The sequence below is a fragment of the Mesorhizobium sp. B2-3-11 genome, from assembly GCF_006442215.1.
Classification (GTDB): Bacteria; Pseudomonadota; Alphaproteobacteria; order Rhizobiales; family Rhizobiaceae; genus Mesorhizobium; species Mesorhizobium salmacidum.
On record NZ_VFVS01000008.1, the window covers coordinates 107221 to 128999 of the forward strand.

Here is a 21779-nt window from a genome sequence, read left to right on the forward strand (position 1 = left end):
ATCGCATGGCGGTGGGACAGGCGCCTCCTGCAGCGATGGTCACGAAGCTCGAGGGACATGACGCGGAACGGGAACGCCATCCAGTTGCTGACCTATGCTTTTGCGGCCATGGATCACGGCAGCTTGCGTCAGGCCGCAAGAGCCCTGAGAGTCCAGGAATCCTCGGTCAGCCGCAACGTCGTCAAACTCGAACAGCTTCTCGACATGCAGCTGTTCGAGCGCGATGTGCGCGGCGTTCGCTTGACGAAGACAGGCCGCGCCTGGATCGAAAACGTGCGGGCTCACTACGACGGCCTGCTCGATGCTTTCGCCGAGGGTGTGCGCGATAACAAGGATGCCAAGACACTCAGGATTGGGCTGTGCTGGGTGACAGGAGGAGAATTCCTCAAACGCCTCATCGAGCGTTTCGGCAAGCTGTACCCGGACGTAAGGCTGACCATTGAGGATGTCCCATCGGGCCAATACCTTTCTGCAATACGCCGCAGGCGCTTCGACCTTATGTTCACACATCACATTGGCACCTCCAAATTCTGCAGCAGCGAAGTGTTCTGGCAAGAGCGCCTCTTCGTGCTCCTGCCGTCCTGTCATTCTCTTGTCGAGAGGCCGGTGCTCAGATGGTCCGACCTCGCGGACATGCCTCTGCTCGTCCCGGTTGGGGTGGAAGGGCCGCCGTCGGACCTGTGCCTGCTCGAACGCATTGCGGCCGATGGCGGGCCGGCCATTCATACGTGTCGCGCGAACCAGGCGACAGTCATCTTCCAGGTGGGACTGGGGCAAGGCGTCACTTTAGCCGCGGCGAGCTATGCCAGGACAGTCGCCACCGATTCTGCCCTGTGGAAGCCGCTTCGCGGGAAAAACAGCGTCAGTTCGATCAGGGGCGTGTGGCTAGAATCGAATCCAAAGCGTGCCGTCCTCCGGTTCGTCGGGCTCGCCAAGAACATGGCCGAGGGAAGTCCAAGACGGCGACGCGCGAAGCCCGCAAGGTTTATTCCGGGGGCTACGCCCAGCTAGGGTCAGGACTCATTGATCCAGAAGATGAAGACTGCAGCGAAAAGTCGACATACCTAGGTTAACCGCGCTCGGGTCGTGCGCGGTGTGGCCAGGAGAAGGCTGGTTTCGCTGCCTGTTATCCCGGCAATGAGCCGGATGCGGCGCAGCACCGCATCGAAATCAGTCAGCGAGGCGGTCCCAAGCTCGACAACCAGATCCCAGCGGCCATTGGTGGTATGGATAGTCGAAACTTCGGGGAAGCCCCCCAGCGTCCGGACCACGCGGTCGGCGGCATGCCCCTCGATCTCAATCATCATGATACCGCGAATGCGCTGGTCGACAGCGTCAGCGCGCAGCACCACCGTGTATCCGATGATGTCGCCGGACCGTTCCAACCGCTCCATACGTGCCCTGACCGTAGCGCGCGAGACGCCGAGATCGACGGCGAGATCCGACACGCTGCGCCGAGCGTCATGCCGAAGCAAGGTAACGAGCCGTTCGTCCAGCGCATCCATCGAGTTACCATTTTGACCAATTTTGCTGCCATTACAATTAGACATTGTTCCCGAATTGCCAATTCTGCCCGTTCATATCGCCGGCTCGCCATGATCTCCTCGCGGGTTATCAGAACTTGGCCGCGGGAAAAACAATGCGTTGCAAAATCGTCGGGGCGCCGGTGCAAGACGGCGCTGGCAGAATGGGATGTGAGATGGGGCCGAGCGCGCTGAGAACCGCCGGACTTGTCGAGGTGCTGTCCAGCCTCGGCCATGCGGTGGAGGATATGGGCGCCGTCCAGGCAATCCCGGTAAGACGCGTCGTGCACGGCAACCTGGCGCTGAAGGCTCTGCCTGAAATCTCGGCGTGGACATCCGCCATTTCCGAGGCCGCCTATGCGGCGAGCGAAGATGCCATGCCGATCTTTCTCGGCGGCGATCATTCAGTCTCAGCAGGAACCGTATCGGGCCTTGCCCGCCGCGCCGCCGCGACCGGACGCCCGCTGTTCGTGCTGTGGCTGGACGCTCACCCGGACTTCCACACGCTCGACACCACCGCGAGCGGCAATCTGCATGGTGTTCCGCTCGCCTACGCCAGCGGCCAGCAGGGCTTCGCCGGTTATTTCCCGGATTTGCCGGCAGCGGTCGATCCGTCGCGTATCTGCACGATGGGACTTCGAAGTGTCGATCCGGCGGAGCGCAGGGCCCTCAACGAGGCAGGCGTGATCGTGCACGACATGCGCGCCATTGATGAGCATGGCATCGCGCCGCTGCTGCGGGACTTCCTGGCGCACGTGTCTGCGGAAGCCGGACTGCTGCATGTCAGTCTCGACGTCGACTTCCTCGATCCTTCGATCGCTCCGGCAGTCGGCACCACGGTTCCCGGAGGCGCGACGTTCCGCGAGGCGCATCTGGTGATGGAGATGCTGTCTGATAGCGGGCTCGTCTCCAGCCTGGACCTGGTCGAGCTGAATCCCTTTCTGGACGAGCGTGGCCGAACCGCGACGCTGATGGTCGACCTGACGGCCAGCCTGATGGGCCGCCGCATCATGGACCGCCCGACCCGCAGCCATTCCGGGAGCTTTTGATTATGACCACGGCAAAGCTGAACGTCGTACCCTTCGTCAGCGTCGATCGCATGATGAAGCTGGTGATCGCAATCGGCGTCGAGCGCTTCCTGACCGAGCTCGCCAGCTACATCGAGGAGGATTTCCGGCGCTGGAACCTGTTCGACAAGACGCCACGGATCGCCTCGCACAGCCATGACGGCGTTATCGAACTGATGCCGACAAGCGACGGGCGCCTTTACGGCTTCAAATACGTCAACGGCCATCCGAAGAACATGCGCCAGGGTTTGCAGACGGTCACCGCCTTCGGCGTACTTGCCGACGTCGGGAACGGCTACCCGATGCTGCTCACCGAAATGACCATCCTGACCGCCCTTCGCACCGCCGCCACGTCTGCGGTCGCCGCCAAGTACCTGGCGCCGAGCGGAACGCGCACTATGGCCATCATCGGCAATGGCGCCCAGTCGGAATTCCAGGCGATCGCCTTCAAGGCGCTGACCGGCGTCGATACGCTGAAGCTGTATGACCTGGATCGGTCCGCGTCACAAAAATGCGCGAAGAACCTGGCTGGCAAGGGCTTTGACATCACCATCTGTGGGACTGGACAGGAGGCGGTCGAAGGTGCGGGGATCATCACCACCGTCACCGCCGACAAGCAGTGCGCCACCATTCTCACCGACAACATGGTCGGTTCCGGCGTCCACATCAACGCCGTCGGCGGCGATTGCCCCGGCAAGACCGAACTGCACAGGGACATCCTGCTGCGCTCCGACATTTTCGTTGAGTTCCCGCCACAGACCCGCATCGAGGGCGAGATCCAGCAGCTGGATCCAAACCATCCGGTGACCGAGCTCTGGCAAGTGATTGCCGCCAAGGCGCAAGGCCGCCGAGACGCCAAGCAGATCACGCTGTTCGATTCAGTCGGCTTCGCGATCGAGGATTTTTCGGCGCTGCGCTATGTGCGCGACCAGCTGCAGGCGACCGGCCTCTATGAGGAACTCGACCTGTTGGCCGACCCCGACGAGCCGCGCGATTTGTTCGGAATGCTGCTGAGGGCGGCTCTGCAACCCGCTGCGTGAGGAATTTTGCCATTCGATGGGTCGGCGCAACCGATGGGAAGCCGACCTCAGCGGTCATTCCAAGTCAGCGGTCATTCACGACTGTCGCGGGATCTTTCATTCATATCGACTCATTACCGACTTCATGCGGCGGGGATGGCTCGCGCTCGTAGCGTAGCACCGGCTCGGCCGGCTCCAAGTCCGTCAGTCGCGAAAGTCCGCACGCGCAAGCACCCGGCTCACCGTTGCTGGCGAACGCCAACCTCATGCGCGATACCCTGACCGGTGAGGCGCTGGCGCCGCAGCGCCACGATCCGCTCAACGATCGGCGATTCGGTGGCGCTGGGGATTTGCTCGGGTCGCGACGAGTGGTCGGCCATGCCGGCCCGGCCCTCAGCTTTATAGCGCTCGACCCAATGCGCCACGATCTTCGCCGTCACCGCATACCAACGCCGCTTGGGCTTGAGAAAGGCCGCCTTGTATCGCCGACAGCGCCATCTCCTCTCGACGCAGCGGCGTCAGACGGGCATTCTTATGGATGCTTCATTCGGACCCTCCGGTGAATCTAGACTTGGTAACTCCAGTCTTCACAGTCGGGACGAATGGATGATCTATGGAAAGCTCACAACTAGATGACTGAGCAATTGCTTAGCGGCGCCTGCCTCTTAACCGCTGCACTACTTATCCTTCCTCTGCCTGCCACGGCCGCGCCGCTGTCAGGCGTCCCCTCTGTCATCGACGGCGACACCATCAAAATTCACGGGCAGCGAATTCGCTTGAACGGCATTGACGCGCCCGAAAGCGCGCAGCTGTGCCTTGACGCCGCCGGCAAGAAATATCGTTGCGGGCAAAAGGCATCTCTCGCGCTGGCGGACTTTCTCGAGGCGCATCGCCCGACATCCTGCGTCGAGGTCGACCGCGACCAGTTCAGGCGCATGGTGGCCGTCTGCACGGCAGGCGGTGTCGATATCGGCGAATGGGTGGTCAAGAAGGGCTATGCGGTCGACTGGCCGAAATACGGTGCTGGCTTCTATGACAAGGCCGAGACTGACGCCAGGAAAGCCAAGTACGGCCCATGGGCAGGATCGTTCGACAGGCCTTGGAAGTGGCGCAAGCAAATGACTGTCAACTAGGTCAGCCATTCGACGGAGATCGCGTCCTCCCGGCTCAAGCAGGGAGGGCGCGTTCGCGCGACTTGCGGTTGGCGGCTTCGAGGAAAACCGTGAAGGCTTCGATCTGGCGGATGCTCAGCCAGTTGCGGTTGTCGTAGCGAAGCAGCCGCTTCACTACATGCCCGCCGCGATTTTTCAGGGCACCGGCAAGGCTTATCATGCTCGACCTCCTGCTGCCCGCCGCAAAACCGTCATATCCCGCAAAGCGTACAACGGAACGACGGTGTGTGTGAGCCGGCGTTAACGCGCCGGCTCACACAGTCGGAAGCTCATCAATAATTGCCGTTGTAGTAACGGTCGTCGCAAGGCGCGGTGTAGATGCGGCCGTAACGGTCCTGGTAGCGGCAGAGCTGGTCCTCCCGGCGCTGCGGGGTGGTGGCGGAGCCGACGACGGCGCCAAGCAGCGCGCCGCTGGCCGCGCCGATGACTGTGCTCTTAGTATTGCCGCCGATGGCCTGGCCGACGAGAGCACCGCCGGCGCCGCCCAATAGCGCACCCGTGGTGGCGCGCTGCTGGCCTTCGGTCTGCGACTGGCAGCCCGCGAGTGCCGCGGTGACCAGCACCGCTAAAATAGCCTTTCTAACGATCATGACTGGAACTCCTATGAAGCCCCGGGAACTGACAAGCGGGGGGCGATGGCCCGAGTGCGGCTGCATTGCGGCGGAACGGCGGCGCGCCGGCTCACGAAGTGAGACAAGGTTTGCCGGTAGTTGAAAGCCATGGTTTCCAAAGCGGAAAGCTAGCCGGACGGACGATTCGATTAAACTGGACTGGAATTGCTATGCGCTGACCGCTAGGATTGACAATCGTCCCGATGGTGCAAGGCGATGGACAAGGTTGCTGCGGCCCGCGAACCTCCTATGGAGAGGAGAAGGGTTCGCGCGGCTCAATATGTACGAATGTCCACCGAGCACCAGACTTATTCCCTTGAGAATCAGAAGGATGCAATCCGCAGTTATGCCGAGGTCATGGCGTACGATATCGTCGCCACCTATGAAGATCCCGGCCGTAGCGGGTTGCACATAGAAGGCCGGCCCGGCCTCAAGAAGCTGCTGTTCGACATTGAACACGGACTCGCGGACTACGAGACGGTCGTCGTTTACGACGTGAGCAGATGGGGCCGGTTCCAAAGCGTCGATGAAAGCGCTTCCTACGAATATCGATGTCAGATGGCGGGTGTACGGATCGAGTTTTGCGCCGAGCAATTCGCGAATGATGGCACCGTCGGATCCGATGTACTCAAGGCCATAAAGCGCAGCATGGCTGCAGAGTACAGCCGGATGTTGTCACAGAGGGTCTTTTTGGGCCAGGTGAGGATGGCCCGCATGGGCTTCCACGTAGGCGGCATGCAGGGGCTCGGACTAAGGCGTCTGATGGTTGACCAGTTCAGACAGCCCAAACTCATCCTCGCCCGCTACGAACACAAGAATTTCCAGACAGACCGGGTGATCATCGTACCGGGGCCACCGGAAGAGATAGCCACTGTTCGATTGATCTTTCGCCTGTTTGTCCGGTCACGCAAAAACGAACCTCAAATCGCAAAATATCTGAATGACCGGGGGATCCTGAATGACTTCGGCCGGCCTTGGAAGCGCGAAGGCGTGCGCCGTGTCCTGACCAATGAGAAATATATCGGCAACAACGTTTGGAATAGACGATGCACCAAACTCAAAACCAAGGTTGTGTACAATCCCCCGGACCAATGGGTCAGAGCGGACAACGCCTTTGAACCTATCATCAGTTGCCAATTGTTCGACAAAGCACAGCAAATATTGAAATCGCTTTATCTTCACATGAGCGATGACGAGATGCTGGCAGCCCTACGAAAACTCCACAAACGTCATGGGAAACTGTCTTATGACATCATTAACGCAGCGCCCGAATGCCCTTCGAGCTATCGCTATAGCGCGCATTTCGGAGGTCTGCTCGGTGCATACAAGCTGATCGGTTGCCTGCCGCCCAGAAAGTCTCATTTCATCGAAATTGACAGGCGCCTCAAGGCTATCCGCCATCGCGCAATGGAACACCTGCTGGTCGCGATCGAACAGGTAGGCGGCCGAGCTTCCCAGGACCCTGTAACGGAGCTCATCCGCATCAATGGCGAGTTGACCTTAGCGCTCGCGATCGCCCGGTGTCGCGTTTCGCATTCTGCCTATCCCCGCTGGTCTTCGAGGGCCGTGCGAGAGGCCAGGGCGGATATTTTCGTTTTGATCCGAATGCAGCCGGGCAATCTGATCATTCGCGATTACCTGATCGCTCCGACACATGAAATCTCTGAGTTTAAAGGAAATTTCCATGTCAACAATGGAATGAAGCTGGATGCGTTTCTTTTCCGATCACTAGATCCGCTCGTTGCGCTGGCTGAGCGAGCATTCGTAGGGAACGCCGCATGAAGGTGCGCCGCGTAGTTTTAGGCTTGGAAGCCGCCGACCTCATTTTGCAAAATAACCGCACAAGACACGCAGCGCTTTTGGAAAAGATGCACGAGCCCAACAGATGGTTCACCGGTCCATGGCTGTGCAAAACCTATCAGGCTGAATGCCAAAGAACGCGGGACATGATCGCCGAAGCGAGTATCTCTCGGCATCTGCTGGAGACGATCACAGAGGTGTTTCGATATCCGATTAAGCAGGAATCGTTCCGTCGCCTGCTATCGGCCGAAAGCCTGGCCTCTGTGCCGAAGGCCCTAACCGAAGGGCCTACTTTGAACCTGCTCGCGGACAGTTCAGCGCCAAGGCCGCTGGTCAATGGAGTTTCTCCCGAGGCTCTCGATCTTTTGCAGGATTGGAATGTGCCTCCACAGGTCTTCGCGTCCTTGCGCAAGATGGTTCCGGAAAGGCAGCTCAAAGCGGCAAGGCTCATGATCGCCCTGAAGAGAATGGGCTTCCACTATGCGCAACTCCTCTCAACGCTCACTCCGGCGTCGCAGTTGGCGGATCCCTTCGTGCCGAGAAAGAAGTTTGTCGGGGTGACAGCCGACCAGCTGGCCGCCATGGAAGCTGAGTTTGAATTGCTGAACGAAGAATTTCTGTACTGCGCAAGCCTTCGTGGCACCTGGGCGCTGGAGTTGATGGTGGCAAGGCTCTATCTCGACCGTCTGATGGAAAACGCACGGGTGGTCAGACACCTTGCGCGGGATTTCCCGGAGCAGCTCGGGAGGTTCCAATCGATACTGGACATTCCAGCAGGTGGGGAAGCTTTGACGAGCCAACCGGTAAAAACCGGGCTAAAGCGCACGCATTTCGTCTTTTGAGTTGACCCCTTCGGGCAAGATGCAGCCCGCTACTCATTGCGCCTCAGCCCTTCGGGCTTTACCATGGCATGATGCGAGCATTTTGTGCACCAGGCCCCCAAAGTGTGCCACTCACGGAGGTCGCCAAGGGAAACATCCAAGCCGGCGTGAACGCTGCCATCGATGATCGTTTGCGGCGGAATCACGACCTGGCCTGGTGTGATGATCTTTTCCATGACATGGCGACTGTTGTAGTGGATCAGCAGCATGCCGGGGCGGCGCCGGATGGCTGCCTGCCAAACGGCTGGCTGACCATGGCATCCGGAGACCGACACATGGTTTCGAGATGCGTCTTCTCATCTCGGTCCCAGATTCGATCCGGAAATTGTCTCCGGTCGTGTCTGCCATCTAGGGTCGCGCCTTGTGCCAGCCGCGAGAGAAGCCGTTGGAAACTGCCGCGCGCGCCAGCGCGAGCTCGCGCTCGATTTCGGCGTCCCTGGCCAGAATGTTCAGCAGTGCGATCACGGCGTCGCCGCGGCCACAGCAACGGCAACGGCATGCTGCGCCGCCATTTCCAGTTCCGACATAGCTTCGCCGGTCGGCTTGTTTTGGCGCTTTCGCATCTATCCTCCAATCGACACGACGGTACGGCGACCCGGCCTACATGCTTGGGAGGCGTATAGCGGTGCCGGCTGGCCACCGAGTGCCGTGAGAACGAATAAGGAACATTTTCCTTGCCCGTCAAGACGGATCGTGGAATCTATCCCGCATGAGCGACGAACCGACGAGCTTGCCGATGGCATGACGCCGGCGCCGCGAGAGCGCACCAGAGCGCTCGGCCACATCTGCGAGCAAACCCGTTGCGCGAAGCATGCCGGGCTCGGTTTTGCCAGGCCTCGTCAGGACCCACACTGGTTCTCTTGAGCACAAAAGGGACGGCGAGCAGTACCTATAGGAGACATGCCATGCTTTACATGGACGAAAGCCATCAGCCTGAGTTGAACACAAACCTCGTCAGCGACCGGCCGGAAATCGAGAAGACCGTCAGGCGCGTGTGCAAGTTGCTGAACAAGCTGTCGCAGGACGGAGCGATTTATGCGCACGGCTGGGTCGGCGCCGAACTTATCAACAGCCTGGTCGGTGACGAGGAGAGGGCCATCGAGCTATCGCGGATCATCCAGCGACAGATCGAAAAAGAACTGCGATCGGTGCATAGCGCGAAGGGATCGTCGACCAACTAAATGGCGGCGGCCCGTTCGAGATCGCAATTAGTCGTGGTTATGGCTGTGGCGCAAGTCGACGTTGCCGTGGTCTTCGGAGCGCGAATGTTTTGGTCCGGATAACTTGGCGGCTCTAAGCCGTGTCACCGGGGTGGCAAAATGCAAGTATTAGCACTTGCTTGACGAAGCTGTTGACCGCCCAGAATCATCGTATGGCTCAGGGCATCAAGATTGGCGATGAGGTCGCGATAACCGCAACCGTCCGGCGGCGGGTAACTGAGGACCACGTGAGCGTTTCCATCCCTTCTTATGGACAGCCGCATCCGATTGTCGATCAAACAGCGAAGGTGCAGAAGGGGCAGCACATCGAGCTAATTGGCAGCGTCACCCACATCGACGAAAATCACGTGACGGTGAACCTATGCATTTCCGTCACCCTCGATGCCGGTACCGTCAGACTGGTGACGCCCTATAAGCCGCCCACGCGGAAGACGCCACGGATGGATAAGGCCACATAGAAAGCCGCCATCAAGCGGGACGTCTCACCCGCCTGGAAATGGCCCGCAATAGGTCCGCTTCGTTCGTGGTCCCGGCGTCGAAAACCTGGAACACTTCCCTAGCCAGGGATTCCCGTTGTTCCCTGTCTTTTTTGGCTAGGCGGCGCTCGCTACACAGCCGGTCAAATACCCGCTGGAGCTTATCCAGATCAGCGGGCCAGTAGACATTACTGTTGCTCGACCAAGGCATTGCCGCCGACCTCGGCGCGGCTTTGAGAAGACACCATTGAGGCAGCAGGAACCCGCTCCAGAACGCTACACGGAGCGGGTTCCTATTCCTATTCCTGACCACAGGGCGGGCTCAGGCAAGCGCTGCTGCGGCCAATGGAATTGCTGAAAGGGTGTTGCCTGCCGCGGTGGGAACGCAAGTAGGTCTTCCGGATGGCACCACCGCCGAATGGAGGAACTCCTCGGCACGAACAGAGTTGCCGACGCCGGGACATGGCCGGATTGAACCGGAGCCGGTCAAAGGCAGAGGCAGAGTCTGGAAGGCCGTTGCGTCCCACCCTCGCCCTCTCACGAGAAACCCCCAGAGCGGGGTTCTGTTAAGGCGACGCATGCAGCTTGCGTGACCCACAGGCATCGGCTCCCAACAGCGCATCGAGTATGATGGACATTGCGCTATCCTCCGTTGAACCTGACCATCAATGCACATCTCGGCGGGGCGCTTTTTGGCCTTGAGGTTCGATGGGAATTCCCCAGGTCTCTGCGTGGCTGAAGAGCCCGCACCGCTCCGGGCGGTGCGGGCCGACCAGAGATCGGGTCTTTGGTCAGCGACAGGCCGGTGCAACGCTGTCGCCGTTGGGTCAATTTTCAGCGACGGACAAGGTTCCGTGCTGCGAAAAAGCCGGCCACCTTTCGGCAGCGGGAGGGCTGGAGTGGTTGCGACGGGTTGACCGATTGAGGCCGAAGCTACGTCCAAAACTGTCGTGTTCTGGAAAGCGGTGGTCTATGCCCATCGCATTCGCGATTTGGGTGGTACGCAATTGGTCCATTTAATGATGTGATCCCTCCTCAACGTAGGTCAGGGCCGGCCGCAATAAACCCGCCGCCCCATTCACGGCAGCGGCGGGCGTCCCTAGGGATGAACCAAGGGACTGCCCGGGGCGGGGTGACCCGGGCTCATAGCAAGATGCAATTTCGGTGCCGAGTGAACTGTGCCGCCATTAAACACTAATGAAAAAGCCGGCCGCGTGGCCGACGGACTCGGAGGTGACTGCAGCTGAGGAATTGACCACCGCATGCTCAACATGCCGTGCCAGACAAGGTTCCGAGCACCAAGCCGGCCGGGTCGGAACGGGCTCCGATCACTCAACCTGGGTCAAAGCCACGCCGGATCTCGGCGGAACCGGTGAACGCGTGATCGGCAATGCCGTGAAGGGATATCGGCAACAGAGATGGGGAGGAAGTTGACAGCATTTTCGCGGTCATGGTCGATGCTGTCGCCAACCTCGCCCGAGATGGAGGAGTCTCGTGACACTTCGGCGGAACGGGTGACGACTTCGAGTGTTCTTACTGGCGGCAACAAAAGGAGCAACGTCATGGCGGCACCCCGAGCGGTTTGGAAGGGCTTCCTGAAGGTCGGGTCGGTTTCGTGCGGCGTGAAGATTGTCGGTGCGACCAGCGAGGCCTCCAAGATCCACTTCAAGATTTTGAACCGCGAAGATGGCCTGCCTGTCAAAAGCGCGTATGTGGATGAAGAGACCGGGGATGTCGTCGAGAGCCAGGACCAGGTTAAGGGTTATGAGGTGGACAAGGACCATTTCATCAATATCGAGCCTGACGAGATCAAGAAACTCAAGCTGACATCGGCCCACACTCTCGAGGTGGATTCATTTGTCGCGATCGAAGACATCGACACCCGATATCTGGAAAAGCCCTATTACCTGATCCCGGCGGACGGTGCCTCCCTCGAAGCCTTTTGCGTTCTTCGCGACGCGATGGCGAACAAGCGCGTGGCTGCGCGCTCTTGCGTGGTGCTCTACCAGCGCGGGCGCGAGGTGCTGATCCAACCTTTCCAGAAGGGGATGCTGCTGACCGAATTGCGCGCTCACAGCGAGATGACGTCGGAAAAGACCGTGTTTGAGGGCTTGAAAAGCCATAAATACGACGAAGACCTTCTTGAGATAGCCGAACTGTTGATCGACAAGAAAGTCACCAAGTTCGACCCGTCGAAATTCGAAGACACATATGAGGACGCGTTAATCGCCATGATCGACGCCAAGCGCAAAGGCAAAGCGCCGCCCAAGCCGGTGCCCGCACCAAAAGAGAATGTCGTCGATCTGGCCTCGGTCCTTCGCAAGAGCCTGGCCAAGGAAGGCATCAAGGGCGGCGCCAAAGCCAAGAGCCGAAAGTCGGCGTAGAAATGCTGGCGCTTGTCAAGCCTCCAGGTCTTAGTTCTGTTCCTGGAAGAACGCCGAAGGGGCTCCCATGTGCAATGACTACGAGCAGCACGTCCTCTGGGCCGAATATTGCCGGATGATGGCCTCGCTGACGTTGAAGATCCCGAACCATCAGACCGAACTCGATCTGCCGCAGGCAGACGACATTCGCATCAACGACCCAGCTCCAATTATGCGTGCCGGCGGCGGCGTCATAGAACTTGCATCGATGACGTTCGGGTTCCCGCCATCAGGACCGAAAGGGGGACCGGTGTTCAATTTCCGCTCGGAAGGCAGGCAATTCGCAAACAGCAACCGGTGTCTGGTCCCGGCGTCTGCATTCTTCGAATTCACTGGCATCAAGTATCCAAAGGCCAAACATCGGTTTACGCTCAACGGCGCTCCGTTTATGGCGATTGCCGGCTTATGGCGTGAGGGCACCGGCAACAAGCCGCCGACCTTCACGATGCTCACGACCGATCCCGGGGCGGACGTTGCGCCATATCACAACCGCCAGGTGGTTGTGCTCAAGCCTGAAAATTGGCGGGCTTGGCTCGATCTTACGAAGCCCGAGGCCGAACTCTTGCGGCCGCTTTCGGCCGGGGCGCTCTCGGTGGAGACTGTGCGGCCCGAAAGCGCGTGACACGGCGGCGCCTATTCCATGTCTGGCACATCGCCACTGACCAATAGCGTTGTGGGCGGACCGTAATCGCCTAGTGCAGGGTCGGCATCTCGGCTCCAGGCGATCACGCCAATATGCTTCGAGGCGAGCCCCTTGGCCATCCTGATCGCGCGCTCCTCGCTTTACTGATCAGTCGGGCCCTAGGCGGTGAACAGTTCGCCATCTTCACCGCGGTCGAAGGCCACGACAACGATGAGTTTCGGCTTTTTCTGGGAAGGCAGGCCGTGGTCGGACATCAATCCATCAACTCAAGGAATTGATAGTTCTCCGGCGCCGCATCACTTGGCCAGTCAGCGCAGCAGGCTATGATTGCCGCCTTATTGGCGTCCATCCAGATCGCCGCCGCTACATCCTCGTCCTTCGAGGGTGCTCATCGTCAAAGCTGGAATCGTCCCAGTTTTCGAGCGCGAACATCCCATCCGTTGCCTCTTCCGCGGATATTCCCGCTGCGGCAAGGACAGCTTTGGCCGCTTCGATGCCGCGTTGCTTCTCTTCCGGCGAAGCGCCTTTGATTTTCAGCTGAAGCCTCATCACTCGCCTCCCGCGGCCAATCTGGTCAACAGTGAACGAAATAAGAACAAAAAGTCAAGAGCGGCCTTGACGAGGCAGGAATAGATTCCTTATTCCTGAAAGACATATGAGCAGGAAAGGCTATGGGAAAGCGCCAGAACGCGCCGGGCGGCGAAGCTATGTCGGATTTGGAAACCGCGGTGCAGCAGGCCATCGCTGCGGCGGGCGGCGATTGCGTAGTCGCACTGCTGCACGTTCTATCCAGGAACACCGAACTCGAACGTGAGCTCGCGCTGTCGCGCGCGGCAGTTTCCAACGGCTTCTCTCGCGGCTGGCACAGGGACGCATCTGATGGCGAATACGGCCGAGGACAATTTCCGCATCGAAGTCTGGGACAGGGAGGAAAAGACCCATCTCGAAACAATTTCAACGTCCCCGGATGCGACAGTCAGCCAAGCCGCCTGGCAGGCTGCAATTCGCCGTCGACCCGGCATGCTGCTGATCCACTACAACAGCCGGCATGTCATGGAAAAAATCTTGACGCCTGGGGAGGTGAAGATCCCGCCACAGGCAATTGTCGACGGAAGCATTCATGCCGGTCTGGACGTCTCACTCGGGGACTTACGCGAATGGCACAAGCTGCGGGCGTGGTGCAAGACTTGCTCTCATCACGCCGAGGTGAAGCCGGCCGCGCTGATCGGGCGATACGGGAAGGCCGCGCTGTTCAGTACCGTTGAGCGGGCGCTTCTCTGCACGAACTGCGATCGAGGTGGCCCGGTGAGATTGGAAATCCACAAACTTCCCCGGAACTGAGAGGATGTTCAAAATGCACGATCTGATCACTTTCTTCCAGACCAATGCGACTCTGGTGATCGCCAACCCTATAGCCTTTATGACTTTCGCAGTTCTTTTTGGAGGCGGAGGGTTCATCGTTGGCCGCTACTTTTTGACAGAGCGCATTGCAAACTTGGAAAGCCGGATCGCAAGGCGTGATGACGAAATCGAAGCCCTGAAAATTGGACGTAAGCGCAAGCCTGAAGAGCCGTCACTGATCCCAATAAAAGGCACTTCGGCAATTGAGAACGATGCAACGCCGCTGTTGGGACAATGGCCGGATCGGCGCCGGCCAGGAACACTGTCTGCGCCACCACGTCAGCGACGCAGCTAACCATCTGGTTGTTTAGGCTCGGTCGTTCTTAAATTCTGAAAGGGCCTGCGGGGAATTTCTGCGCGAGATATCGAACGACGCGCACATTGTTTATCAGGAAGCTTCGCGAACCTTTGCCGTTGCAGCAATCGAAGCCGACCGCAACTGACCGCCACCAGGTCCGAATGGACGACCTCCTGAAAGCTCACATCTACCGTACAAATTGGATGGTTGGGTAAGACGAACAAAGTCTGCAGACGATCCCTTGCTTTCCGGCCATTCGCGCAACCAGAGTACGAAGCTTCTAGCCATCGTGATGAGCGGCGTGCCGCCGACAATTTTTGCTCAGCGGTCAGGTTTAAAGAAGCGTTGAACTTCCTCAGCCTAGGCCGTGTACTTATTAACCAAGCGTCATGTGACTGGTGACGACATCCCGCTTTGCTCCTCTAGCGACGAAGTTCGTGCGGCAGGGCAGTATGTGGCGGTGGGCCAACAGCGGAAGTTCCTTGCTATGTTTGAGGGAGAGCCCTCGTGCTATTGAAATGCACCATCTCTTCGCTTCCATTTTCCCGGGCGGAACATCTATGGCGCGCGTTGCTCGAGTCGATTTGCCGCTACGTTCGGTGCTTGAGCCGCTCTACGCCAAGGCGGGATTCGCTGACGCATTCGCGATCGATCTGCCGAGCAATGCGACGGGCGATGCCGAGCGCCTCGCCGCCCATATGCTTACGGGGCAGGCGCGGTGGGTTGGCTGGCTAATAGCTATAAGGGATACATTGGTTGCGGGGTTTGGCCTTAAGACATCGTCTGAGTTGCGCGATGACGTTTCGACCGACAGGATCGATTTCTTCCGGGTCTACGATCGGCGCCGTCATGAGATTGTTCTTGGCGAGGACGATCGCCATCTCGACTTCCGTTTGTCCGTTTTGGTCGAAGAGTCCGCTTCGTGCCGCCGACTCGGCGCTACAACGGTCGTGACCTTCAATCATTTGGGAGGGCAAGCCTATATTGCGGGAATTGCGCCTTTCCATCGCCTGATCGTAAAGTCGTCTTTGCGTCGAGCCGAGCGATCGGGCTGGGTGAACTGTGAGGTGGTGCGCCGCCGGCCTGGATCATGGCGACTCTCGAGGTCCTTCGCCTTGCGTTCAAGCGTCGCGTAGTCGTTGCCGTGTTGCTCAATTAGGTTGTGATGGCCGAGAACAACATTGCCTTCCGCTCCCAAGCGGCAACGGTACGGCAAATGTGGCACGATGTGGAGCGGCGCGCGGCGACCCACGGGCGCCGCCTTCGGCTTCCAGCGTGGGGCCGTAGCGCCGCACCTCGGCGGGAACCCGCCTGGGTGAGACGCGCATTCCAAGCGCGCGCCGGCTGTAAACCCCCCGGGACTACCGTTTTCCCCCGCTTCCTTATTCTTGCAAGGAACCAATCGATGCATTCCACGTTGTCACCGTTGCGGCGAGGTGCATCTTTGGCCGCGGGGGGCGGATTCATTAGATAATCAACATTTGAAAACCGCTGGGGTGGGAGTGGCAATGTGAGCGTGCAGGCATCAAGAAAGCAATTAGATCGCCGACAAGTTCTCAATTCCTTGAAAGCATTCAGACGGGGAGACTTCTCGGTCCGCATCGATAATGTTTATGAGGGTATAGACTCCGACATCGCCGAGACCTTCAACCAGATCGTCGAACTGAACGATCAGGTGACACGCGAGTTCGAACGCCTGAGCAGGGTGGTGGGCAAGGATGGCCGGATCGGCGAGCGCGGCCATGTTCGCAATGCTACTGGCAGTTGGGAATCCAGCGTCCGGTCAGTCAACGACCTCATCGAAGACATGGTCCAGCCCACGGCGGAAGTGGCCCGCGTCATCGGCGCCGTTGCGAAGGGCGACCTGTCTCAAACGATGATGGTCGAAATCGATGGCCGACCGCTGCGTGGCGAGTTCCTGCGCATTGGCAAGATTGTCAACACTATGGTCGGGCAACTGGCCTCTTTTGCATCGGAGGTGACGCGTGTCGCGCGCGAGGTAGGCACTGAGGGAAAGTTGGGTGGACAGGCCCGTGTGAAGGGCGTGGCTGGCACATGGAAGGACCTGACCGACAACGTCAACGCTATGGCCACCAATCTCACTGGGCAGGTGCGCAACATTGCCGAAGTGACCACAGCAGTCGCCTCCGGTGATTTGTCAAAGAAGATCACGGTCGATGTCAAAGGCGAAATCCTCGAACTCAAGAAAACCATCAACACGATGGTTGATCAGTTGAACTCATTTGCCTCGGAAGTGACCCGTGTTGCTCGCGAGGTGGGCACCGAAGGCAAGCTCGGCGGTCAGGCCCGTGTCGAAGGCGTTGGTGGTACCTGGAAAGACTTGACCGACAACGTGAATTCGATGGCTGAAAACCTCACGGGCCAAGTGCGCAACATCGCCGAGGTTACGACTGCGGTCGCGTTGGGCGACCTTTCGAAGAAGATCACCGTCGACGTGAAGGGCGAGATCCTCGAACTTAAGAATACCATCAACACCATGGTCGATCAGCTCAATTCCTTCGCTTCGGAAGTGACGCGCGTTGCACGTGAGGTGGGCACGGAAGGCAAGCTCGGGGGCCAAGCCCAGGTGCGGGGCGTGGCAGGGACATGGAAGGATCTGACTGACAACGTCAATTCGATGGCCGAAAACCTCACCGGCCAGGTGCGAAACATTGCCGAGGTCACGACTGCGGTCGCTTCGGGCGATCTATCAAAAAAAATAACCGTGGCCGTGCAGGGCGAGATCCTTGAGCTCAAGGACACCATCAACACGATGGTTGATCAGTTGAACTCCTTTGCTTCGGAGGTGACCCGCGTTGCGCGTGAGGTGGGAACCGAAGGCAAGCTCGGTGGCCAGGCGGAGGTGAGGGGCGTCGGGGGTACTTGGAAGGATCTGACCGACAACGTCAATCTGATGGCGGCAAACCTGACAGGGCAAGTCCGCAACATTGCCGAAGTGACCACGGCGGTCGCCCGAGGCGATCTCTCAAAGAAGATCACCGTTGACGTGAAAGGTGAAATCCTTGAGCTGAAGGATACCGTCAATACGATGGTCGACCAGTTGAACTCCTTCGCCTCCGAGGTGACCCGCGTGGCGCGTGAGGTCGGCTCGGAAGGCAAGCTGGGTGGTCAGGCGCACGTCGAAGGCGTTGGCGGCACGTGGAAGGACCTGACCGACAATGTCAATGCCATGGCAGGCAATCTGACCGTACAGCTGCGCGACGTGTCGAAGGTGGCTACGGCAATTGCGACTGGCGACCTCACCCAGAAAATTACCGTCGATGCGCTCGGCGAGATCCTGCAGATCAAGGACGTGATCAACACGATGGTTGATCAGCTGAATTCCTTTGCCTCCGAAGTAACGCGCGTTGCCCGCGAGGTCGGTTCCGACGGCAAGCTGGGTGGCCAGGCCCAGGTGCGAGGCGTGGCGGGAACTTGGAAGGACCTGACTGACAATGTCAACGCGATGGCAGCCAACCTGACGGGCCAGGTCCGCAACATCGCGGAAGTGACCACCGCGGTGGCTCTCGGCGATCTTTCGAAAAAGATTACCGTCGATGTGAAAGGCGAAATCCTCGAGCTGAAATCGACGATCAATACCATGGTCGACCAGCTGAATTCGTTTGCCGGGGAGGTCACGCGTGTGGCCCGGGAAGTTGGCACCGAGGGCAAATTGGGCGGGCAGGCGCAGGTGCGCGGTGTCGCCGGAACATGGAAGGATCTGACGGATAACGTGAATTCCATGGCCGAAAATCTCACCGGCCAAGTTCGCAATATCGCCGAAGTCACGACGGCGGTCGCGCGCGGCGATCTCTCAAAGAAGATTACCGTCGACGTGAAAGGCGAAATCCTCGAACTAAAGTCGACCATAAACACCATGGTGGACCAGCTGAATTCCTTCGCCGGCGAGGTAACGCGCGTGGCGCGTGAGGTCGGCACCGAAGGCAAGCTTGGTGGGCAGGCCCAAGTACGTGGCGTCGCCGGCACGTGGAAAGACTTGACGGACAACGTCAATCTCATGGCGACGAATCTGACCAATCAGGTTCGCGGTATTGCCGAAGTCGTCACCGCCGTCGCTCAAGGCAATCTCAAGCGCAAATTGATGGTCGACGCGAAAGGCGAAATCGCTTCTCTGGCAGACACCATCAATGGCATGATTGAAACGCTCGCGACGTTTGCCGACCAGGTTACCAACGTCGCGCGCGAAGTCGGCATAGAAGGAAAACTTGGCGGCCAGGCACGCGTGCCGGGCGCGGCAGGGCTGTGGCGAGATCTGACCGACAACGTCAATCAGCTTGCCGCGAATCTGACCACCCAGGTGCGCGCAATCGCCGAAGTCTCGACCGCTGTGACGAAGGGCGATCTGACACGCTCGATTAGTGTCGAGGCGTCAGGTGAGGTCGCTGCGCTCAAGGACAACATCAACGAGATGATCCGCAACCTTAAGGATCAGACGCTGAAGAATGCTGAGCAGGACTGGTTGAAGACCAATCTCGCCCGTTTCTCGCGCATGCTCCAGGGCGAGCGGGATCTGGCTACCGTATCACGTCTTATCATGTCCGAACTCGCACCTCTGGTAAACGCGCAGTACGGCGTCTTCTACGTGACCAATCGCGACCAAGAGGAGTCCTATCTGGAGCTGGCGGCATCTTATGGCGCCGAGAGTAAAGCGGCCATCAAACACCGCCTCGATCTGCGGGAGGGGCTCGTCGGTCAAAGTGCAGCCGACAAGCGCGCCATCATGCTTGATAACGTGCCGCCAGACTTTTTGCGCGTAACATCCGGCCTTGGCAGTGCCTCGCCTGCCAATATCATCATTCTTCCGGCCTTGTTTGAAGATGAGGTCAAGGCCGTCATCGAGCTCGCATCTTTCAGCGAATTTCGCGACACGCATCAGTCATTCCTCAACCAGCTGATGGAATCCGTCGGTATCGTTCTCAACACCATCGCGGCTACGATGCGCACCGAAGGTCTCCTCAAACAGTCCCAGCTGCTTACGTCCGAATTGCAGGCCCGTCAGACGGAACTGACCAAGAAGCAGGAGGAATTGCACGCCACAAACGAAGAGCTGCAGGAAAAGGCGCAGCTTCTGGAAAACGAAAAGAAGCAGGTCGAAAACAAGAATCTTGAAATCGAGATGGCGCGAAGGGCGCTTGAGGAAAAAGCCGAGCAGCTGGCGCTTACATCAAAATATAAGTCAGAGTTTCTCGCCAATATGAGCCATGAGCTCAGGACTCCACTGAATTCTCTGCTCATTCTTTCGAATCTTCTGGCGGCCAACCAGCAGGGCAATCTGAACGAGAAGCAGATCGAGTTCGCGCGGACGATCAATTCGGCCGGCACGGACCTACTCAGCCTCATCAACGACATTCTCGATTTGTCGAAGATTGAATCCGGGACCGTCTCAATTGACATTAATGATATGCCTGTGGCGCATCTGCGCCAGCATATGGAGCGGACATTCCGCCAGCTTGCTGCCGACAAGGGCCTAGGCTTTGCCATCACTGTCGATTCCGCGCTGCCCGACACGGTACGCACGGACGAAAAGCGCCTCCAGCAAATTGTCCTTAATCTGCTTTCCAACGCGTTCAAGTTTACCTCTCACGGTGAAGTCAGCTTGAATTTCCGATACGAGAAAGCCGGACGCCGCAACGGTGCCAAAAAGTCGATAAAAGCATTGGCGATCGCCGTGTCCGACACTGGCATAGGGATTCCAGAAGACAAACAAAAGCTGATTTTCGAGGCCTTCCAGCAGGCCGACGGCACCACCAGCCGGAAGTATGGCGGCACTGGTCTTGGCCTCTCGATCAGTCGCGAGATCGCCCGTCTGCTCGGCGGAGAACTGAGGGTCGAAAGCACTCCTGGTAAAGGTTCGACATTCACGCTCGTCATTCCGCTGGATGGGCCACGAGTTGCAGTGACAGCGGATCCCGAACTGATTCCTGCTACTGAGAGTATCGCTACCGGCGCAACCTTGAGCAGTCCGCCATCGGCCGAACTGATGGACGATCGCGATTCGATATCGGCGGAGGACAGGGTCGTTCTAATCGTTGAGGACGACCCGACCTTCGGAGGGTTGCTGCTCGGCCTGGCGCGATCGGCTGGTCTTAAGGGAGTGCTCTCAACCGCCGGATCAGGCACTCTGGCGCTGGCTCGCAAGCTGGTTCCCGATGCGATCACCTTGGATATTGGACTTTCGGATATTGACGGGTGGGTGCTCTTTGATCTGCTCCGTCATGATCACAAGACCAAGGGCATTCCAGTTCATGTAATTTCTGGGGCCGAGGACCTCGAAGGTCTGGCCCGAAAAGGTGCATCGAGCATCTCCACGAAGCCTGTATCATCCGAAGAGTTGATGACGGTGTTTCAGGACATCCATTCTAGGAAACTTCGCGTTCAGCGGCGGGTCCTGGTGGCCGACCCGGATCCGGAACGCCGGCTATCCTTAGTCGAAGCGATCCGCGACGGGGTGACCTCGGTCGCTGCAATCGGCCGAATTGCCGCGAACGCAGAGGATGATATAGATATGGCCTCCTATGATGCGATTGTGCTCGGCTTCGGCAGGTCCGCCAAGGACAACGCGCAGGCCCTGGATGAACTTTCCAGCGAATTCGCGGACGTTCTTCCGCCACTGTTGTTCTTCGCTCCCCACTCGGATGCAATTGACCAAGTGCTGGCCTTGAACCCAACCTGGAAGGACACGCCGAGGGCCGAGAATTTCGCTCAATTGGCTTTACATATTTCCGCAACACTCCCAGGTGACCAGCGTCCGGATGGACACACAGAAACGGAGCAAGCCGACGATAGGGCCGATCTTGCCGGCGCTAAGGTGCTGATAGTCGATGACGACATCCGCAACATCTACTCGCTGACCAGCGTTCTAGAGACGTTCGACATAGAGGTGATGCACGCCGAGCGTGGCCGCGACGGGATCGCGCTCCTGGAACAAGCGCCGGATGTCGACGCTGCGTTGATCGACATCATGATGCCGGAGATGGACGGGTATGAGACGATGCGTTTGATACGCAATACGCCCGCAATCTCTCACATCCCCCTGATTTCGGTGACCGCGAAGGCAATGAAAGGTGACCGGCAGAAATGTCTGGACGCCGGTGCTTCCGACTATATTGCCAAGCCGGTCGACCTCGATCTCCTGCTGGCCTTGCTCCGGGTCTGGATCGGTCGCTCGCGGGCGCGGGGCGAGAATGCGGGAAAAATGCTGATGGCAGTAAACTGACGGGTGTT

The 21779-nt window shown here is 58.8% G+C and carries 19 protein-coding genes and 2 pseudogenes; 14 read left to right on the forward strand and 7 right to left on the reverse strand.

Going from position 1 to position 21779, the window contains the following annotated elements:
• The first annotated feature begins 84 nt into the window (after window positions 1-84).
• Window positions 85-1011 carry a LysR family transcriptional regulator gene (locus FJ960_RS13395; RefSeq protein ID WP_181174235.1) on the forward strand — a complete coding sequence of 309 codons (927 nt, stop codon included), beginning with the start codon at window positions 85-87 and terminating at the stop codon, window positions 1009-1011.
• Between the two features lie 53 nt (window positions 1012-1064).
• On the opposite strand, the gene FJ960_RS13400 is transcribed toward FJ960_RS13395, so the two are convergent.
• Window positions 1065-1505 (reverse strand): Lrp/AsnC family transcriptional regulator, encoded by a 441-nt coding sequence (locus FJ960_RS13400; protein WP_140508126.1) that lies wholly within the window; start codon window positions 1503-1505, stop codon window positions 1065-1067.
• Between the two features lie 134 nt (window positions 1506-1639).
• Here FJ960_RS13400 and rocF point away from each other — a divergent pair, with 134 nt between their 5' ends.
• Both rocF and FJ960_RS13410 read left to right on the forward strand, forming a co-directional pair.
• Window positions 1640-2572, forward strand: a complete 933-nt coding sequence (rocF, locus tag FJ960_RS13405; protein ID WP_140714500.1) for an arginase — start codon at window positions 1640-1642, stop codon at window positions 2570-2572.
• A gap of 2 nt (window positions 2573-2574) precedes the next feature.
• Window positions 2575-3630 carry an ornithine cyclodeaminase gene (locus tag FJ960_RS13410; RefSeq protein ID WP_140714502.1) on the forward strand — a complete coding sequence of 352 codons (1056 nt, stop codon included), beginning with the start codon at window positions 2575-2577 and terminating at the stop codon, window positions 3628-3630.
• A 139-nt stretch (window positions 3631-3769) separates the two neighbouring features.
• On the opposite strand, the pseudogene FJ960_RS13415 reads toward FJ960_RS13410, so the two are convergent.
• Window positions 3770-4107: pseudogene (locus FJ960_RS13415) on the reverse strand (leucine zipper domain-containing protein); the annotation flags it as partial.
• A 146-nt stretch (window positions 4108-4253) separates the two neighbouring features.
• Here FJ960_RS13415 and FJ960_RS13420 point away from each other — a divergent pair.
• Window positions 4254-4742 carry a thermonuclease family protein gene (locus FJ960_RS13420; RefSeq protein ID WP_140714504.1) on the forward strand — a complete coding sequence of 163 codons (489 nt, stop codon included), beginning with the start codon at window positions 4254-4256 and terminating at the stop codon, window positions 4740-4742.
• Between the two features lie 34 nt (window positions 4743-4776).
• Here FJ960_RS13420 and FJ960_RS13425 read toward each other — a convergent pair whose 3' ends face one another.
• Together FJ960_RS13425 and FJ960_RS13430 are read right to left on the reverse strand one after the other, a co-directional pair.
• Window positions 4777-4941: a hypothetical protein gene (locus FJ960_RS13425; protein ID WP_348642357.1), complete on the reverse strand. Its 165-nt coding sequence runs from the start codon at window positions 4939-4941 to the stop codon at window positions 4777-4779.
• A gap of 112 nt (window positions 4942-5053) precedes the next feature.
• A complete protein-coding gene (locus FJ960_RS13430) occupies window positions 5054-5371 on the reverse strand; it encodes a YMGG-like glycine zipper-containing protein (RefSeq protein ID WP_140508130.1) in 318 nt (105 codons plus the stop codon).
• Between the two features lie 237 nt (window positions 5372-5608).
• Between FJ960_RS13430 and FJ960_RS13435 the strand changes: the two genes are divergently transcribed.
• Both FJ960_RS13435 and FJ960_RS13440 read left to right on the forward strand, forming a co-directional pair.
• On the forward strand, window positions 5609-7174 hold the full coding sequence (locus FJ960_RS13435) for a recombinase family protein (RefSeq protein ID WP_140714506.1): 1566 nt from the start codon (window positions 5609-5611) through the stop codon (window positions 7172-7174).
• Window positions 7171-8034 (forward strand): plasmid partitioning protein RepB C-terminal domain-containing protein, encoded by an 864-nt coding sequence (locus FJ960_RS13440; RefSeq protein WP_140714508.1) that lies wholly within the window; start codon window positions 7171-7173, stop codon window positions 8032-8034. Before FJ960_RS13435 ends, FJ960_RS13440 begins: the two co-directional genes overlap by 4 nt.
• A gap of 29 nt (window positions 8035-8063) precedes the next feature.
• On the opposite strand, the gene FJ960_RS29860 is transcribed toward FJ960_RS13440, so the two are convergent.
• Window positions 8064-8282, reverse strand: coding sequence for a hypothetical protein (locus FJ960_RS29860; RefSeq protein ID WP_246672780.1), 219 nt, complete (start codon window positions 8280-8282; stop codon window positions 8064-8066).
• Between the two features lie 696 nt (window positions 8283-8978).
• On the opposite strand from FJ960_RS29860, the gene FJ960_RS13455 reads away from it, so the two are divergent.
• The 4 genes from FJ960_RS13455 to FJ960_RS13475 all read left to right on the forward strand — a co-directional run bounded on the left by FJ960_RS13455 (window position 8979) and on the right by FJ960_RS13475 (window position 12814).
• On the forward strand, window positions 8979-9254 hold the full coding sequence (locus tag FJ960_RS13455) for a hypothetical protein (protein WP_140508136.1): 276 nt from the start codon (window positions 8979-8981) through the stop codon (window positions 9252-9254).
• Window positions 9255-9445: 191 nt separating this feature from the next.
• On the forward strand, window positions 9446-9751 hold the full coding sequence (locus FJ960_RS13460) for a hypothetical protein (RefSeq protein ID WP_140714510.1): 306 nt from the start codon (window positions 9446-9448) through the stop codon (window positions 9749-9751).
• Between the two features lie 1580 nt (window positions 9752-11331).
• On the forward strand, window positions 11332-12153 hold the full coding sequence (locus FJ960_RS13470) for a Ku protein (RefSeq protein ID WP_140508204.1): 822 nt from the start codon (window positions 11332-11334) through the stop codon (window positions 12151-12153).
• 67 nt (window positions 12154-12220) lie between these two features.
• Entirely contained in the window at window positions 12221-12814 is a 594-nt protein-coding gene (locus FJ960_RS13475; RefSeq protein ID WP_140714512.1) for an SOS response-associated peptidase, read from the forward strand.
• A gap of 11 nt (window positions 12815-12825) precedes the next feature.
• Here the strand turns inward: FJ960_RS13475 and FJ960_RS13480 are convergent.
• Both FJ960_RS13480 and FJ960_RS13485 read right to left on the reverse strand, forming a co-directional pair.
• Window positions 12826-13089 (reverse strand): annotated as a pseudogene (locus FJ960_RS13480) (hypothetical protein).
• A 109-nt stretch (window positions 13090-13198) separates the two neighbouring features.
• The gene (locus FJ960_RS13485; RefSeq protein WP_140714514.1) at window positions 13199-13384 is read right to left on the reverse strand and encodes a hypothetical protein; all 186 of its coding nucleotides are present in this window, start codon (window positions 13382-13384) and stop codon (window positions 13199-13201) included.
• Window positions 13385-13714: 330 nt separating this feature from the next.
• Here FJ960_RS13485 and FJ960_RS13495 point away from each other — a divergent pair, with 330 nt between their 5' ends.
• From FJ960_RS13495 to FJ960_RS13510, 4 genes are all read left to right on the forward strand, one after another.
• Window positions 13715-14176 carry a hypothetical protein gene (locus FJ960_RS13495; RefSeq protein WP_140714516.1) on the forward strand — a complete coding sequence of 154 codons (462 nt, stop codon included), beginning with the start codon at window positions 13715-13717 and terminating at the stop codon, window positions 14174-14176.
• 13 nt (window positions 14177-14189) lie between these two features.
• The gene (locus tag FJ960_RS13500) at window positions 14190-14531 is read left to right on the forward strand and encodes a hypothetical protein (RefSeq protein WP_140714518.1); all 342 of its coding nucleotides are present in this window, start codon (window positions 14190-14192) and stop codon (window positions 14529-14531) included.
• Window positions 14532-15094: 563 nt separating this feature from the next.
• A complete protein-coding gene (locus tag FJ960_RS13505) occupies window positions 15095-15670 on the forward strand; it encodes a DUF2867 domain-containing protein (protein ID WP_246672781.1) in 576 nt (191 codons plus the stop codon).
• A gap of 380 nt (window positions 15671-16050) precedes the next feature.
• Window positions 16051-21771, forward strand: a complete 5721-nt coding sequence (locus FJ960_RS13510) for a HAMP domain-containing protein (RefSeq protein ID WP_140714667.1) — start codon at window positions 16051-16053, stop codon at window positions 21769-21771.
• Window positions 21772-21779 lie beyond the last annotated feature (8 nt).